Raw genomic sequence first — 15,009 nt, 5'->3', positions numbered from 1 at the left:
CCGTTGATGTTGGCGAATATCCTTGGCGGCGTCTCATCAGACGTCATAACGTCTGAACTCGCTCGCCTCGAGAGCATGTTTGCCGATGGCGACCTTTCGCAGCGGGCGAATACGTCGCTTGCCAATGCGCAAACCCAGGGCGTTCTTTGCGCGGTCAACCAGATGCTCGACCGGGCGCTTCGTCCCGTCGGCCAGCTGAACGCGCGTATCGAAGAATGGAGCGCAGACCATGACAAGGGCGACATCGACGCCGCCTTGCCGGTCGAGGAATTCCGCGGTGTCTACGCCGCCATCGCCAAGCGGCTGAACCTCCTGGTCGGCAGCCACATCACCGTCAAGAAAACCGCGATGGCCTGCGTCAGGGAATTCAGCGTCGGCAATTTTGCTGCCCCCCTCGAGCGATTTCCCGGCAAGAAGGCGTTCATCAACGAGACGATCGAGACGCTGCGCGCGAACCTGCAGGGGTTGATCAGCGAGCTGAACCACATGTCCTCCGAGCACGACAAGGGCGACATCGACGTCACCGTCGCAGCCGAGAAATTCGGTGGCGACTTCGGTGTCATGGCGCGCGGCGTCAACACGATGGTCGCCAACCACATCGCGGTGAAGAAGAAGGCGATGGCGTGCATCAAGGAATTTGGCGAAGGCAATTTCGACGCGCCGCTTGAAGCATTCCCCGGCAAGAAGGCGTTCATCAACGACACCGTCGAGGCGCTGCGACGCAACCTGCGCGACATCATCGGCGAGGTGCAGCGGCTGATCAAGGCCTCGACCGCGGGCGAGCTTGGCGAGCGTGGCGACGACAGGCGCTTCGTCGGCGATTTCGCGGGCCTGATCGCCGGGATCAACGCCATGCTCGATGCGACGCTGCTGCCGATCGAGGAAGGCAACCGCGTCCTCAATCTCGCCAGCGTGGGCGATCTGCGCGAAATGGTCGAGATTGCCTGCGCGGGCGATCACCGCCGGATGAAGGATTCGATCAACGCGCTGATCGACAATCTGCGGGTGAGCGCCAGTCTGGCGGACAAGATCGCCGACGGTGATCTGAGCTTTGCGCACCAGCCGCTCTCGGACCGCGATATGCTCGGTCAGGCGATCGTGCGGATGGTCGACAATCTTCGCGTGAGTGCCGACCTGGCCGACAAGATCGCCGATGGCGACCTCGCCGTGTCGCACCAGCCCCTGTCCGACAAGGACGTGCTCGGCCAGGCCTTGGTGCGGATGATCGAGCAGCTGCGCAACGTCGTCGGCAATGCCAGCGCCGCCGCCGACAATGTCTCGGCGGGAAGCCAGGAGCTGTCGGCAAGTTCCGAGCAGGTCTCGCAAGGCGCGACCGAGCAAGCCGCCGCCGCCGAAGAGGCGTCCTCGGCGATGGAAGAGATCGCCGCCAACATCAAGCAGAGCGCAGACAATGCCTCGCAGACCGAGAAGATCGCACGCCAGTCGGCCAAGGACGCCGAATTGAGCGGGATCGCGGTGCAACGCGCGGTCAATGCGATGCGGACGATCGCGGAAAAGATCGGCATCGTGCAGGAAATTGCCCGGCAAACCGATCTTCTCGCGCTCAACGCGGCGGTCGAAGCGGCGCGCGCCGGCGAACATGGCCGCGGCTTTGCCGTCGTCGCGTCCGAGGTACGCAAACTCGCCGAACGCAGTCAGGTCGCGGCGGCGGAGATCGGATCCGTCTCCTCGCAGACCGTGGCCGCGGCGACCGAAGCCGGCGAGATGCTGACCAAGCTGGTCCCCGACATCAGCCGCACCGCCGAACTTGTCGCCGAGATCAGCGCCGCCTGCCGCGAGCAGGACATCGGCGCTGCGCAGATCAACGAGGCGATCCAGCAGCTCGACCTGATCAGCCAGCAAAATGCGGGTGCGTCCGAGCAGATCACCGCGACGTCGGAAGAACTGGCATCGCAGGCCGAGGAATTGCAGGCCAGCATCGCCTTTTTCAGGATCGGCGACGGCGCGGACAATGCCCATCGTCGGCCGCTGCCAGCCGCCCACCGCAAACCCGCTGCGCGCAGCCCGGTTGCCGCACGGCCGGCCGCCAAGGCCAAACGCGTCAAACCCAATTCGATCGCCGACCAGAAAGCCCGCGTGAATGGCTTCGCGCTCGACCTGATCAAGGGCGGCACCGACGCGGAAGACGACAATTTCGGCGCGCAGGCAGCCTGAACGCCGATCGGCGCGGCGTGCAGGGGTTCGGGGATACCTGGCCTGAGCGACTGACCCGGCCAGCAAGGCATATTGCAGCCCCCCGTGCGATCGCGCCCACCCCGGCGCGATCGCCGTCGTGCGATTCGGCGGCATTGAAAGGGAGCGTATCCAGGCGCCGTCCCAGCTGCATCAACGTCGGACCGCGCGGTCTCCGCAGCACGCTTTCGCACGCCGATGATAGCCGCCCGCCAAAATAAGCGAGGCTTCGGGAACGGACATCTGTCCGCCCTCTATAATGAATCGAGTGAACCCCGGCGCGAGGACGACCACGCCACCGGCCGGAGAGAGAGGGAACGCATGGCACAGATGGTCCTTGTCCCGGCAATCGTCACGACCGCGTCGGTGTTGCCGTTCGCCGCGGAACTCGCGTCGCAGCTCGAGCGCAACGACGCGATCGAACTCGATCTCGCCGCGGTCACCGACGCCGATGTCAGCTTCCTGCAGCTCGTCTGCGCGGCGCGCCGTCAGGCCGAGCATGACGGCAAGACCCTGCGCCTCGCCCACCCCGTCCATGCCGAACTCACGGCGCTGCTCGAGCGCGCCGGCTTCCTCACCGATATCCCCTCAGCCGATCAGACTTTCTGGTTTCACGGAGACCTGCCGCGATGACCGCATCCATCCTTATCGTCGATGATTCCAACAGCGTCCGGATGGCGATCCGCATGGCGCTGACCGGGGCCGGCTATGCCGTCACCGAAGCCGCCGACGGCGCCCAGGGCCTGAGCAAGGCCAATGGCGGTCGCTTCGACATGATCATCACCGATCTCAACATGCCCAACATGGACGGGCTGTCGATGATCCGCGCGCTGCGCAAGAACCCGGCGCAATGCGGTACGCCGATCCTGTTCCTGACCACCGAGTCCGAGGACGCGATGAAGCAGCAGGCCAAGGCCGCCGGTGCGACCGGCTGGCTGGTCAAGCCGTTCGTCCCAGAGCAGCTGACCAAGGTCGTGCGCAAGGTTCTTGGACGGTGAGCGAGACCGATCCCGTCGCCGCGTTCCGCGTGGAGGCGGGCGAAGTCCTCGAGCAGGTCGAGCAGGGCCTGCTCGATCTCGGCCATCGGCTCGACGATCATGACCTGATCGATGCGGTGTTCCGCGGGCTGCATACGCTCAAGGGCTCGGGCGCGATGTTCGGGTTCGACGCGCTGGCCAGCTTCACGCATCACTGCGAGACCGCCTTCGACCGCGTGCGCAAGAACCTGACGCCCGCGACGCCGCAGCTGATCGCCGTGATCCTGTCGGCGCAGGACCACATGCGCGCGCTGATCGACGGCGACGGCACCGAGCGCAAGGCGGACGGCGACGCAATCCTCGCCAAGCTGCAGGCGGCGCTCGATGGCGCGCCCGCGCCGACACCGGCGCCCGCGCCTGCCGAGCAGGGCTGGCGCCTGTCGCTCCGCCTGCCGCCCGAGGCGATGCAGAACGGCATCAACCCGCTCACTTTGCTCGACGAGCTGCGCACGCTTGGCGACTGCCGCGTCGTCGCCCGAACCGAGCAGGTTCCGTTGCTCAGCGACCTGGTGCCGACGCACTGCATGATCGGCTGGGACGTCGAATTGCGCGGCACGGTGGCGAAAGCCGACATCGAGGACGTCTTCATCTTCGTGATGGACGACATGGATCTGCAGATCGAGCAGATCGGACCTGCGCTTTGCGACGACGCGCGAAACGCCGCCGCGGCGCCTGCCCCGTTTGCGTCCCCGTCCCCGTTTTCGTCCCCATCTGCGTCTGCGCCTGCGTCTTTGCCCGCGCCGATCGACGATCCCCGGCCCGCCAATGCGCAGGAACCGGCGGCCGCACCGAATGGTCGCGGCGCGCCGAAGACGGGCGAGAGCGTCCGAGTCCCCGCCGAAAGGCTCGACCTGCTGATGGACCGGGTCGGCGAACTCGTCATCGTTCAGAGCCGATTGTCGCAGCTCGCGCATAGCAGCGCAGCAGACGTCGCGCTCCACTCGATCTCGGAGGAGATCGAGCGGCTGGCGAGTGAATTGCGCGACACGGTCATGGTGCTGCGCATGGTCCCCGTCGCCACGCTGTTCGGCCGCTTCCGCCGTCTGGTCCACGACATCGCGCGCGATACCGGCAAGACGATCGAGCTTTCCACCGATGGCGAGACGACCGAAGTCGACAAGACCGTGATCGAACGGCTCGCCGATCCGCTGATCCACCTGATCCGCAACGCCTGCGACCATGGGGTCGAGCATCCCGAGCAGCGTCTCGCCGCGGGGAAGCCCGTCGCCGGGCATGTGCGGCTGTCGGCGCGTCAGGAGGGGGGCGAAGTCGTCATCACGATCCGCGACGACGGTCACGGGATCGACCGCGATCGCGTCCGCGCCAAGGCGGAATCGCACGGGTTGATCCAGCCCGCGCAGGTCGTGAGCGACCAGGAGTTGCTCCAGATGATCTTCCACCCCGGCTTCTCGACCGCACCGCAGATCACCAGCCTGTCAGGCCGCGGCGTCGGGATGGACGTCGTCAAGCGCACGATCGAGAGCCTGCGCGGCACGATCGACGTTGAAAGCGTCCTGGGCCAGGGATCGACGGTCTCGCTGCGCATCCCGCTGACGCTCGCGATCATCGACGGTCTGCTGATCCGCGTCGGCGACGGTCGCTACGTCATCCCGCTCGGCGTGGTCGAGGAGTGTATCGAGCTCAGCCTCGAGGAGGATCTGCGCTCGCGCGGTCGCAGCTTCATCACGCTGCGCGACCGGCTCGTGCCGTTCGTCCGCCTGCGCGAGATGTTCGTGACGGGGACCAAACCGAGCGTCCACCAGAAGATCGTCATCATCGCGACCGGCACCGAGCGCGTCGGGCTGGTGGTCGACCAGATCATCGGCAGCCACCAGACGGTGATCAAGCCGATGTCGCCGGTCCACTGCAACGTCCCGACCTTCGCCGGCGCGACCATCCTCGGCGACGGCGGGGTCGCGCTGATCCTCGACGTCGTCCAGCTCGTCGCGCTTGGCCAGCACCAGGAGGAGCGGCTTCGCGCCGTCGCATGACCATGGAAGAAACATCGCAGACCGAGTGGGACGAAGACGGTCGGCTCGAAGTGCTGACGTTCGACCTGCAGACCGAGAAGTTCGCGGTCGAGGCCGTGCTCGTCCGCGAGATTCTCGACCTGCTGCCCGAAACGGTCGTGCCGGGCGCAGACCGGCTGGTCGCCAGCGTCGCGAACTTTCGCGGCAAGATCATCCCGATCGCGGACCTCCGGCTCGCGTTCGGCCTGCCCTCCGCGGACTCGACGATGGACAGCCGGATCGTGGTCGTCGAACTCGACGTCGACGGCGTCCAGACCCAGATCGGCATCCGCACCGACAAGGTGCACGAGGTGACGACGCTCCACCGCGACGCCAGCGAGACACCGCCCACCGTCGGCCTGCGCTGGCGCCGCGATTATATCCGCGAGCTGGTGCGCACGCCGCAGGGCGTCATCGTCCTCGCCAACCTCGCGCGAATCTTCGACCCGCTGCTGGGCGGCCGCGGCACGACCCCCGTGCTCGCACCCTCACTCCTCTAGGCTGGAAGGCCAGACATGACCGTGCCAATCGGACGACGCTTCGCAGACACCTCGGATCAGCCCCGATTGTCCGGATGGCGCAGGGCTGGATCGCGCCCGACCGTCATGCGGTCGCTCCCCCGCACCGCAGCCGTTGAACGGCGCGCGGCATGAGCGTCGCGGGAGAATTGCAGGCCGTGACCTTCGGTCTGGGCGCCGAGACGTTTGCGGTACCTGTGACGCTGGTGCGCGAGATCCTCGACTGGAGCGAGACCTTTCACATTCCGAACGGGCCCGATTATCTGCTGGGTCTGACCGATCTGCGCGGCGAGGGCGTGACGACGATCGACTTGCGCCGTCGCCTCGGCCTGCCGCCTGTCGCGCCGACGCCGAGTACGCGGATCCTCGTGATCGACGTCCCCGTCGACGGGCGCGACCTTGTGCTCGGCCTCGTCGTCGACCGCGTCCTGGAGGTCAGCACGTTCGACCGCGGCCAGATCGGGGCCGCCCCCGACATCGGGATCAGCTGGCCGTCCCGATACATCGCCGGGGTCGTCAAGCGAACCGAGGGTTTCGTCGTGCTGGTCGACGTTGCGCAGATCTTTTCCAGTGCGGACGTCAGCGCGTTGCGCGCCTGCGCCGCATGACGGCGTCGCATCCGCCCTATTGAAACCAACCCCGCTGGTTCCGTTTCCGACGGCCCATCGTCTTATTGGAGCTGGCTCCCGTGACCCTTGCCCCCCCGATCGTGAAAGCCCCGGCGAGCGCCACCGACCAGATCGGGTCGCGCGATTTCGCGCTACTGGCCGACTATATTTTCGAATATGCGGGCATCCGGATGCCGCCGAGCAAGCGAACGATGCTCGAAGGGCGCTTGCGCCGCCGCCAGCGCGCGCTGGGGCTCGACACGCTGGAGGCCTATTGCCGCCATGTCCTGACGGGCGACAATCTCGATCGCGAAGGCGTGCACCTGATCAATGCGGTGACGACCAACAAGACGGACTTCTTCCGCGAGCCCGTCCATTTCGATTTTCTGCGCGACGTCGCGCTTCCGGCGCTCGAGGCGAATTATCTGCGGAAGATCCGCGCGTGGAGCGTGGCCTGCTCGACCGGGCCTGAACCCTATACGATGGCGATGCTGCTCGACGAATTTGCCAGCGCACGCCGCGGTGTCACCTACTCGGTTCTGGCGACCGATCTCGACACCGAGGTTCTCGAGATCGCCCGGCTGGGTATCTACCCGTCCGATCTCGCAGCGCCGGTGCCCGCTGCGTTGCGCAAGAAATATCTGATGGAATCGCGCGATCCGGCGCGCGGTGAAGTCCGCGTGGTCCCCGAGTTGCGCCGTGCGATCGCATTCGCGCGGCTCAACCTCATGGACGAATGCTATCCGGTGGGCGAACCGATGCACCTGATCTTCTGCCGCAACGTCCTGATCTATTTCGACAAGCCGACGCAGCACAGCGTCGTTTCCAAACTCGTCGGCAAGCTGGCCCCGGGGGGTTATCTCTTCCTCGGCCATTCGGAGTCGATCGCAGGGCTCGACCTGCCGCTCGTCCCGGTCGCCCACACCGTTTTCCAGCGGAGCTGAACCATGGCCGTCCGAGGGAAAATCCGCGTACTCATCGTCGACGACTCCGCGGTCGCACGGCACGCGCTGGCGGCGATCCTCGAAGAGGATCCCGACATCACAATCATGGGCACCGCCGCCGACCCGTTCAGCGCGGCGCGTCGGATCCAGGAAGAAGTGCCCGACGTGATCATGCTCGACGTCGAGATGCCGCGGATGGACGGCATCACCTTCCTCAAGAAGCTGATGGCGCAATGCCCCCTGCCCGTGGTGATGTGCTCGTCGGTGAGCGAGAAAGGGTCCGACGCGATGCTGCAGGCGCTCGAGGCCGGAGCGGTCGACGTCATCGTGAAGCCGCGTGCCGGGCTCGCGGAGCATCTCGCCGATCACAATCTCCAGATCCGCGACGTGATCAAGGCCGCGGCGAAGGTGCGGGTCGCGCTGCGTACCTCGAATGGCAGCCGTCCGGGCCGTCTCGAGCAGAAGCTGACCGCGGACGCGGTCCTCCCGCCGCCGAGCGGTCGAGGGGTGAACCGTGCGACGGAGCGCGTGGTGTGCCTTGGTGCATCGACCGGAGGAACCGAGGCGCTGCGCGAGGTGCTCGAGGCGCTGCCCGCGACCGCGCCGGGTGTCGTCGTGGTCCAGCACATGCCCGAGAACTTCACGCGCGCGTTCGCCAACCGGCTCAACACGCTGTGCGTCGTGAACGTCAAGGAAGCCGAGGATGGCGACCCCGTCCTGCCCGGCAATGTCCTGATCGCACCCGGCGGCAAGCACATGATGATCGAGCGACGCGGCGCACGCTATTTCGTCGCGGTCCGCGAGGGGCCGCTCGTCTCGCGCCACCGGCCGTCGGTCGACGTGCTGTTCCGCTCGGCGGCGACCGCGGCGGGCTCGAACGCGATCGGCGTGATCATGACGGGAATGGGGGATGATGGCGCGCGCGGTCTTCTCGAGATGAAGCAGGCGGGTGGTCGCACGTTCGCACAGGACGAGTCGTCGTCGATCGTCTTCGGTATGCCCAAGGAAGCGATCGCGCTGGGCGGCGTCGACAAGGTCATCCCGCTGAAACACATCGCCCGCGACGTCTTGCACGCAACGGTACAATAGGGGCCAGGACGATGGGATGCGTCGAACACAAGGCTTTCGAGGCCGATCAGGGCATCGCGCAGGCGCCCGCGTGGCGCGTGCTCGAAGCCGAACTCGCAAGCGTCGCGAGCGGGCTCGACCAACGCTTCGTCGATGCCGGACACTCGCTCGAACGCGCCTATGACACCGTCGGCAGGCTGATCGGCAGTCTCGAAAGCGTCACCAATGCGCTCGACCGCGACGCCGCCGATCGCGCGGTCGCGACGATGCGCGCCAATGCCGACCGGCTCGCCAGCCTGCCCGCGCGGCAGAAGAAGCGACAGCAGTCGCTCGACGTCCTCCAGCAGGCGAGCGGCGCGGTGCAGAAGGAGATCGTGCGCGTCGACCGGACGCTCGACCTGCTGAAGATCTGCGGTCAGTATCTCAAGGTTGCCGCTGCCGGCGCGCACGGATTTGCCGAGTTCGCCGACGCGATGGTCTCGGAGCTCGATGTCAGCGAACGCGAGATTCATGAGATCAGCAAGGACGTCGGGCAATTATCGTCGACGGTTCCCTGCGTGATCGAGATCAACCGGGTGCTCGATTCCGAATGCGCGCGGCTGTGCCCGCATGTTCCCGACAAACTGACCGCGGACGCGACCGGGCTCCAGCAGAACCAGATCGATGCCGCGAAACGCGCGGAGTCGATCGCGACGATCGCCCGTGACATCCGCGCCAAGCTGTCGGCCGCGCACGGCGCGATGCAGATCGGCGACATCACCCGGCAGCGGCTCGAACATGCCGCCCAGGCCTGCCGTTTCCTCGGTACGGCACTCGAGGATTTCGATCGCGTCGACGCTTCCGCGGCCAAGGCGCTCGAAGGCCAAGTCATGGCCTTGCTCGCGGCCCAGGTCGCCGATGCGACCGCGGACCTGCAAAAGGAAACGCGGGCGCTCGGCGCCAGCTTCAGGGGAATCGCCGCACAGGTCGCCTCGATGCTCGCACCGCACGAACCCCGCACCGTCGACGCCGCGAGCGACGGCGCGTTTCTGCAACTGCTCGAAGACAGCGTTGCCGAAGTCGATGCGGTCACCGCACACCTGCGCGACGCCGATACGCGCTCGACGCAGCTCGGGTCCGAAGCCTCCGCCACGGTCAGACGGCTTGGCGAACGCCTGACGACGATCCACCGCGTCACCGGCGGTGTGCGCATCATGGCGTGGAATTCCGATCTTCGCTCGTATCGGATGGGCCGTGCGGGCGACGGCCTTGCGCGTATCGCGGCGGAGATCCGCTGCTCGGTCAACACATTGGAGATGGTGTCGGGGGCGGTTGCGCGCGCATTCGAACAGTTGAGTCATGCGGCGGAGGCGATCGGATCGGCCTCGGACTGCGCCGAAGACACGAATGATTCGCTGCCGGAGGCGCTTGCCGTCATTCGCGCGGGCGCCTTGCTCACGCGCCAGGGCATGTCGGGTCTCGACCGCGATGCCGGCGCGATCCACGACATCGTCGCGGAAATGACCAGCGCGGTGGACTGCGAGACCGCCTTCGCCGAACCATTGTCGCGCATCAACGCGCAGCTCGAAGCGCTGGCGATGCCCCTGGTCGACGCAAGCCAGACCATGACGCCCACCAGCGAGCAGGTCTTCCACGCCATAAACGCGATCTACACGATGGCGCAGGAACGGCATGTCCACCGCCGTTTCCTTCCGGGCGACGATCAACCCGGTGTGCAGGCTTCGACAGCGATGGCGGACGCCGACGAGTTCGACGGCTTGTTCTGACCCCCGGATAGGGAATGGGGCTTGGTAGTCGAGGGCTGCCGAACAACGTTGCGAACGCCCGCGAACACGACGAGTCGCCAGCCTGACGATGCCGGCGCTGAGCATGGCCGCGGCAGCCGACGGCGTGGGCTGGGCCGTGGTCAGGCGCCTCGGTGGTGGCGGGTACGACAGCGTCGTGACGTTCGTTGGTATCGGAGCGATGATCGTCGCCAGCCTTATCGTTGCGACGCTCGGCTATCGCTTGTTCGAGGTACCGCTCGCCAAATTTGCGAAGCGGTTGACAGCACCCCGGCGTCGTGTCGCGACAATGGTCGATCCCGGCGTCCAGCCCGTCTGATCCGGGCCACGCACAGGGCGAACACGCGGAACGATAACGTCCGCCGATCCGGGAAACAGGCGGTGGTGGGGCCAGGATCTGCGGTCACGCCCCCGCCGCCACCGGGACTGCGCGTACGGGCGGCGGGCTGGCGCCGCCGCCCGCGTGCGTCACACCATGTGCACGGTCTTCGACACGAGATGCGCCGCGACGCCTTCGGGGCCGTCTTCCGAACCGTGCCCGCTGTCCTTCATCCCGCCGAACGGGCTGTCGGGCGCGCTGAGCTTCACCGTGTTGATGCCGATCATGCCGGCCTCGATCGCGTCGCCGAGCATGTTCTGGCGGCGTCCGTTTTCGGTGAAGCAATAGGCGGCCAGCCCGAACGGCAGGCGATTGGCCTGCTCGACCGCGTCCTCGACCGTTTCGAACGGCCGGATGAGCGCGATCGGACCGAACGGCTCCTCGTTCATCGCACGCGCGTCGAGCGGCACGTCGGCCAGCACCGTCGGCGTGAAGAAGAAACCGCCGCCCGACTCCTCGAGGCGACCGCCGCCCGCGAGCAGGCGCGCGCCCGCCGTACGCGCGTCGTCGACCAGGTCCGCCATCGCCTGAGGGCGCCGGGCGTTCGCCATCGGCCCCATCTGCGTCCCGGACGCCATGCCGCTGCCGACCTTCAGCGCCTTGGTCCGCTCGGCAAAGCCCGCGGCGAAGCGGTCGTAGATACCTTGCTGCACATGGAACCGCGTCGGCGCGACGCAGACCTGGCCGGCGTTCCGGAACTTGTGCGCGACCAGGATGTCGAGCGTCTTGTCGAGATCGCAGTCGTCGAACACGAGGACCGGGCCATGCCCGCCGAGCTCCATCGTCGTCTTCATCATCGTGTCCGCGGCGAGCTTCATCAGATGCTTGCCGACCGGCACCGACCCCGTGAAGCTCAGCTTGCGCGTAATCGGCGATGCCAGCAGCTGGCGTGACACCATGTCGGGCACGCCGAACACGCACTGCGCCACGTCCCCGGGCAGCCCGGCATCCTGGAAACAGCGCAGCACCTCGACGGCGGATCCCGCGGTCTCTTCGCTGGGCTTGATGATGATCGAACATCCCGCGGCGAGCGCGGGGGCGATCTTGCGCACCACGTTCATGATCGGGAAGTTCCACGCGCAGAACGCCGCGACGGGGCCGACCGGCTGCTGGAGAACGAGACTGCGCGTGCCCTGCGGACGCGGCAGGACGCGCCCGTAGATCCGCTGCGCCTCGCCGGCGTGGAATTCGAGCAGGCTTGCGGCGAACGCGACCTCGCCTTTCGCCTCGGCCTGGATCTTGCCCTGTTCGAGCGTGGCGATCCGCGCGAGGTGGTCGGCGCGTTCGCGAAGCAGGGCCGCGGTCTTGATGAGGATGGCGGCACGCGCCTCGGGCGCGGTGGCGCGCCACAGCACGAAGCCGCGCTGTGCCGCCTCGAGCGCGGCGTCGAGATCGGCGGGCGTCGCCAGCGGCAGCGCCGCCTGCCCGGCACCGGTCGCGGGGTTCAGCACGTCCTGCGTCTCGCGTCCGTCGCCCGTCAGCCACTCTCCACCGATATACAGGCCTAGCCGAGCGTCATAATCCGCAACCATCATCGTCTCCTTCGGGCCGACGCGATCGCGCGCGGCATGTCGATCGACTCAACGCACGCGTGACCATGTCCGACGCGCGATATGCCGCAGCCGGTGAAGCGGTGCCCGTAAAAAACCATCCGTCTGCCGCGAAAATGATGGGCGCACCCAATTGGAACGTCCGGGCGTTCCCGCGGCATGAGCCAATCAGAATCCCCGCGCTATGCCTATCGTCCGATCATCGATCGCCCGGATTATGACTGGCCCGGAGGGCGTCGCCTCGCGCTGTATTTCGGCATCAACTACGAGGTCTTCGACTTTGGCGGCGGGCTCGGTGCCGAGCTTGCACCTGCAAAGTCCCAGCCCGACGTCATGAATTATGCATGGCGCGACTATGGCAATCGGGTCGGCGCGTGGCGGCTGTTCGACCTGTTCGACCGGCTGCAACTGCGCACGACCGCGCTGCTCAACGCGGACGTGCTCGATCGCTGTCCCGGTCTTGCCGAAGCATGTCGCGACCGCGGCGACGAGATCGCCGCGCATGGCAGCACGAATGCGCAGGCGCAGGGCACGCTGACGAAGCGCGAGGAACGCAAGATCATCGCGAGCGTCACCGACCGGCTTGCCGCGATCGGCGCGCGTCCGACCGGATGGCTGGGGCCGTGGATTTCCGAGAGCGACCACACGCCGGACCTGCTCGCCGAGGCGGGCTATCGCTACGTGCTAGACTGGGCGCATGATGACCAGCCGACGCGGTTGGCGACCAGGACGGGCTCGCTCCTGTCGGTGCCCTATTCGCAGGAGATCAACGACATTCCGGCCGTCATCGCGCGCAAGCAAGAGGCGCACGGGTTCGCGACGATGCTCCAGGACGCGGTCACGCAGCTATTGTCCGAATGCGATCGCCGTCCGGTCGTGCTCGGGGTCGCGCTGCATCCGTACATCATGGGCCAGCCGCACCGCGTGCCCGCGCTGGCCAAGGTGCTGCAGACGCTGCGCGACGCGGACGATCCGCGGATCTGGTGGACGACCGCCGGCGCGATCGCCGACCATGTCGAGCAAGCGGGCGTGGCGGTCTAGACGAACTCGCCGCGCCGTTCTGGTTTAGGGCTTTGCGCGGGCATGGAGCGCCCGGATGGGTTCGGCGAATTCGGCCACGGGTCCCTCGGCCTCGGCCTTCGCGATGACCGCAGTGATCGGCAACAGCTCGATGCCGAGCGGCGGCCGGCCGAGTTCGTGCATCCAGACGCCAAGCTGCTGCGTCGAGGTGGCGTAGACGATCCGGCCAAGCCCGACGAGGCCGTGGGCCGCCGCGCACATCGCGCAATGCTCGCCTGACGTGTAGGTCACCGCTGCGCGGCGCTCGTCGGGTGAGAGGTGCTCCGCGGCCCAGCGCGCGATCGCGAATTCGGGATGCCGCGTCGCATCGCCCTGCCCGGTCCGGTTGCGATCCTCGAACAAGACCTCGCCGGCGCCCGAGACGAGGACCGATCCGAAGGGCGAGTCGCCCGCATCGGTCGCGATCGTGGCCAGTTCGACGCAGCGTCGCAGATGTTCGAGGTCGTCTTGGGTCATTGCTAACGGTCCATCGTGGCGGGTATCCTAGATGCCGCGGGACGCCTTTTGGTTCCGCATGGGGCCGTGCCGCCCGATGCCCCGCCGCCGGGGACACGGTGTCGCGACGTCCCCGCACAGAGTGGGAACTGCATGTCCGTCTTTCAGCCTATCCTCGCGGGCGCCACGCTGCCCGACCGCCTGATCGCGTGCGTCGGCGCCGCAATCGGCATCGCGCTGACGATCATCGTCTGCGGCGCGTTGCCGCTGTCGACGGTCGACCTCCCGATCATCGTCGCGCCGCTCGGTGCGTCGGCAGTCCTGGTCTTTGCGGTGCCGTCGAGCCCGCTGGCAAAGCCCTGGCCGGTGATCGGCGGAAACATCCTGTCCACGCTGGTCGGCGTCGCGGCATTCCGTCTCGTGCCCGGTACCGCACTGGCGGCGGGCGCTGCGGTCGGCGGTGCGATCCTCGTCATGTCCATCGCGCGGTGCCTCCACCCGCCCGGCGGAGCGGCGGCGCTCACCGCGGTGATCGGGAGCGAGGGGATCCATACCGCGGGCTATGGCTTCGCGCTGACCCCGGTGGGGATCAATTCGGTTGCGCTCGTGCTGGTCGCGCTGCTGTTTCGCCACGTCGTGGCATCCCGGCCCGCCGCCGCGCCGCGCCCCTCGGCGCCACCGCCGGTTCGACTGCACGATAGTGATATCGACGCGGCACTCGCCGACATGCATACCAGTTTCGACATCAGCCGCGACGATCTCGACACGCTGCTGCGCCATGCCGAACGCCATGCGGCCACGCGAGTGAAACCTTGAGCGCGTGGTGCGCGGGTTCGGTCAGCAGCGGAACGGCAGCGGCCTAGCCATCGCGCCACGTGCCCGGCGCCACACCGTCGACGGTCCATTCGCCGATGCTCCACCGTATCAGCCGCAGGGTCGGATACCCGATCGCCGCCGTCATGCGGCGCACCTGCCGGTTACGTCCCTCGCGGATCGTAAGCGTGATCCAGCTGTCCGGGATGCTCGCGCGGACGCGGATCGGCGGGTCACGCAGCCACAGCCCGGGATCGGCGATCCGCTCGGCGACGGCTGGACGCGTCGGCCCGTCCTTCAGCACCACGCCGTCACGCAACCGGTCGAGCGCCGCGTCGTCGGGTACGCCCTCGACCTGCACGAGATAGGTCTTGGGCAGCTTGAATTTGGGATCCGCGATCCGCGCCTGCAGACGGCCGTCGTCAGTCAGCAGCAACAGCCCCTCGCTGTCGCGGTCGAGCCGTCCCGCCGGGTAGACGCCGGGCAGGTCGATGAACGCCGACAGCGTCTTTCGCACGCCGTCGCTGCCGCGATCGGTGAACTGGCTGAGCACGTCATAGGGCTTGTTGAAGAGGATCAGTCGCGACATCC

At 67.2% G+C, this 15,009-nt stretch carries 15 protein-coding genes; 12 read left to right on the top strand and 3 right to left on the bottom strand.

The window, feature by feature from the left end; all coding sequences use genetic code 11:
• The first annotated feature begins 6 nt into the window (after nucleotides 1-6).
• From ASE72_RS11385 to ASE72_RS11340, 10 genes are all read left to right on the top strand, one after another.
• Complete coding sequence (locus ASE72_RS11385) at nucleotides 7-2,175, top strand: methyl-accepting chemotaxis protein (protein WP_056021006.1); 2,169 nt, start codon at nucleotides 7-9, stop codon at nucleotides 2,173-2,175.
• Nucleotides 2,176-2,514: 339 nt separating this feature from the next.
• Entirely contained in the window at nucleotides 2,515-2,826 is a 312-nt protein-coding gene (locus tag ASE72_RS11380) for an STAS domain-containing protein (RefSeq protein WP_162235474.1), read from the top strand.
• Entirely contained in the window at nucleotides 2,823-3,191 is a 369-nt protein-coding gene (locus ASE72_RS11375; RefSeq protein WP_056021002.1) for a response regulator, read from the top strand. The genes ASE72_RS11380 and ASE72_RS11375 overlap by 4 nt, the downstream gene beginning before the upstream one ends.
• Nucleotides 3,188-5,221 carry a chemotaxis protein CheA gene (locus tag ASE72_RS11370; protein ID WP_056021000.1) on the top strand — a complete coding sequence of 678 codons (2,034 nt, stop codon included), beginning with the start codon at nucleotides 3,188-3,190 and terminating at the stop codon, nucleotides 5,219-5,221. The genes ASE72_RS11375 and ASE72_RS11370 overlap by 4 nt, the downstream gene beginning before the upstream one ends.
• Nucleotides 5,222-5,223: 2 nt before the next feature.
• The gene (locus tag ASE72_RS11365; RefSeq protein ID WP_443024773.1) at nucleotides 5,224-5,739 is read left to right on the top strand and encodes a chemotaxis protein CheW; all 516 of its coding nucleotides are present in this window, start codon (nucleotides 5,224-5,226) and stop codon (nucleotides 5,737-5,739) included.
• 149 nt (nucleotides 5,740-5,888) lie between these two features.
• Nucleotides 5,889-6,365 carry a chemotaxis protein CheW gene (locus ASE72_RS11360; protein ID WP_056020994.1) on the top strand — a complete coding sequence of 159 codons (477 nt, stop codon included), beginning with the start codon at nucleotides 5,889-5,891 and terminating at the stop codon, nucleotides 6,363-6,365.
• An 80-nt stretch (nucleotides 6,366-6,445) separates the two neighbouring features.
• Nucleotides 6,446-7,309, top strand: coding sequence for a CheR family methyltransferase (locus ASE72_RS11355; protein ID WP_056020991.1), 864 nt, complete (start codon nucleotides 6,446-6,448; stop codon nucleotides 7,307-7,309).
• A 3-nt stretch (nucleotides 7,310-7,312) separates the two neighbouring features.
• Nucleotides 7,313-8,398, top strand: a complete 1,086-nt coding sequence (locus ASE72_RS11350; RefSeq protein ID WP_056020988.1) for a protein-glutamate methylesterase/protein-glutamine glutaminase — start codon at nucleotides 7,313-7,315, stop codon at nucleotides 8,396-8,398.
• Between the two features lie 11 nt (nucleotides 8,399-8,409).
• Nucleotides 8,410-10,143 carry a hypothetical protein gene (locus ASE72_RS11345; protein ID WP_056020986.1) on the top strand — a complete coding sequence of 578 codons (1,734 nt, stop codon included), beginning with the start codon at nucleotides 8,410-8,412 and terminating at the stop codon, nucleotides 10,141-10,143.
• Between the two features lie 103 nt (nucleotides 10,144-10,246).
• Nucleotides 10,247-10,480 carry a hypothetical protein gene (locus ASE72_RS11340; RefSeq protein ID WP_056020982.1) on the top strand — a complete coding sequence of 78 codons (234 nt, stop codon included), beginning with the start codon at nucleotides 10,247-10,249 and terminating at the stop codon, nucleotides 10,478-10,480.
• Between the two features lie 149 nt (nucleotides 10,481-10,629).
• Here the strand turns inward: ASE72_RS11340 and ASE72_RS11335 are convergent, their stop codons facing one another.
• A complete protein-coding gene (locus ASE72_RS11335) occupies nucleotides 10,630-12,072 on the bottom strand; it encodes an NAD-dependent succinate-semialdehyde dehydrogenase (RefSeq protein WP_056022217.1) in 1,443 nt (480 codons plus the stop codon).
• 177 nt (nucleotides 12,073-12,249) lie between these two features.
• Here ASE72_RS11335 and ASE72_RS11330 point away from each other — a divergent pair, with 177 nt between their 5' ends.
• Nucleotides 12,250-13,131, top strand: coding sequence for a polysaccharide deacetylase family protein (locus tag ASE72_RS11330; RefSeq protein ID WP_056020979.1), 882 nt, complete (start codon nucleotides 12,250-12,252; stop codon nucleotides 13,129-13,131).
• A gap of 24 nt (nucleotides 13,132-13,155) precedes the next feature.
• On the opposite strand, the gene ASE72_RS11325 is transcribed toward ASE72_RS11330, so the two are convergent.
• Nucleotides 13,156-13,626, bottom strand: a complete 471-nt coding sequence (locus ASE72_RS11325; RefSeq protein WP_056020975.1) for a nucleoside deaminase — start codon at nucleotides 13,624-13,626, stop codon at nucleotides 13,156-13,158.
• Nucleotides 13,627-13,758: 132 nt separating this feature from the next.
• Between ASE72_RS11325 and ASE72_RS11320 the strand changes: the two genes are divergently transcribed.
• Nucleotides 13,759-14,421 carry an HPP family protein gene (locus ASE72_RS11320; RefSeq protein ID WP_056020972.1) on the top strand — a complete coding sequence of 221 codons (663 nt, stop codon included), beginning with the start codon at nucleotides 13,759-13,761 and terminating at the stop codon, nucleotides 14,419-14,421.
• Between the two features lie 43 nt (nucleotides 14,422-14,464).
• Here ASE72_RS11320 and ASE72_RS11315 read toward each other — a convergent pair whose 3' ends face one another.
• Nucleotides 14,465-15,007, bottom strand: coding sequence for a pseudouridine synthase (locus ASE72_RS11315; RefSeq protein ID WP_056020969.1), 543 nt, complete (start codon nucleotides 15,005-15,007; stop codon nucleotides 14,465-14,467).
• Between the last annotated feature and the right edge of the window lie 2 nt (nucleotides 15,008-15,009).

The sequence above is a fragment of the Sphingomonas sp. Leaf20 genome (genome assembly GCF_001421535.1).
Classification (GTDB): domain Bacteria; phylum Pseudomonadota; class Alphaproteobacteria; order Sphingomonadales; family Sphingomonadaceae; genus Sphingomonas.
This window is presented reverse-complemented; position numbering and strand designations above follow the sequence as displayed.

Bases quoted from the DNA above. Each gene is read 5' to 3' on its own strand.
- ASE72_RS11385 (WP_056021006.1), top strand. From the start codon at position 7: ATGTTGGCGAATATCCTTGGCGGCGTCTCATCAGACGTCATAACGTCT.
- ASE72_RS11380 (WP_162235474.1), top strand. From the start codon at position 2,515: ATGGCACAGATGGTCCTTGTCCCGGCAATCGTCACGACCGCGTCGGTG.
- ASE72_RS11375 (WP_056021002.1), top strand. From the start codon at position 2,823: ATGACCGCATCCATCCTTATCGTCGATGATTCCAACAGCGTCCGGATG.
- ASE72_RS11365 (WP_443024773.1), top strand. From the start codon at position 5,224: ATGGAAGAAACATCGCAGACCGAGTGGGACGAAGACGGTCGGCTCGAA.
- ASE72_RS11360 (WP_056020994.1), top strand. From the start codon at position 5,889: ATGAGCGTCGCGGGAGAATTGCAGGCCGTGACCTTCGGTCTGGGCGCC.
- ASE72_RS11350 (WP_056020988.1), top strand. From the start codon at position 7,313: ATGGCCGTCCGAGGGAAAATCCGCGTACTCATCGTCGACGACTCCGCG.
- ASE72_RS11345 (WP_056020986.1), top strand. From the start codon at position 8,410: ATGGGATGCGTCGAACACAAGGCTTTCGAGGCCGATCAGGGCATCGCG.
- ASE72_RS11340 (WP_056020982.1), top strand. From the start codon at position 10,247: ATGGCCGCGGCAGCCGACGGCGTGGGCTGGGCCGTGGTCAGGCGCCTC.
- ASE72_RS11335 (WP_056022217.1), bottom strand. From the start codon at position 12,072: ATGGTTGCGGATTATGACGCTCGGCTAGGCCTGTATATCGGTGGAGAG.
- ASE72_RS11330 (WP_056020979.1), top strand. From the start codon at position 12,250: ATGAGCCAATCAGAATCCCCGCGCTATGCCTATCGTCCGATCATCGAT.
- ASE72_RS11325 (WP_056020975.1), bottom strand. From the start codon at position 13,626: ATGACCCAAGACGACCTCGAACATCTGCGACGCTGCGTCGAACTGGCC.
- ASE72_RS11320 (WP_056020972.1), top strand. From the start codon at position 13,759: ATGTCCGTCTTTCAGCCTATCCTCGCGGGCGCCACGCTGCCCGACCGC.
- ASE72_RS11315 (WP_056020969.1), bottom strand. From the start codon at position 15,007: ATGTCGCGACTGATCCTCTTCAACAAGCCCTATGACGTGCTCAGCCAG.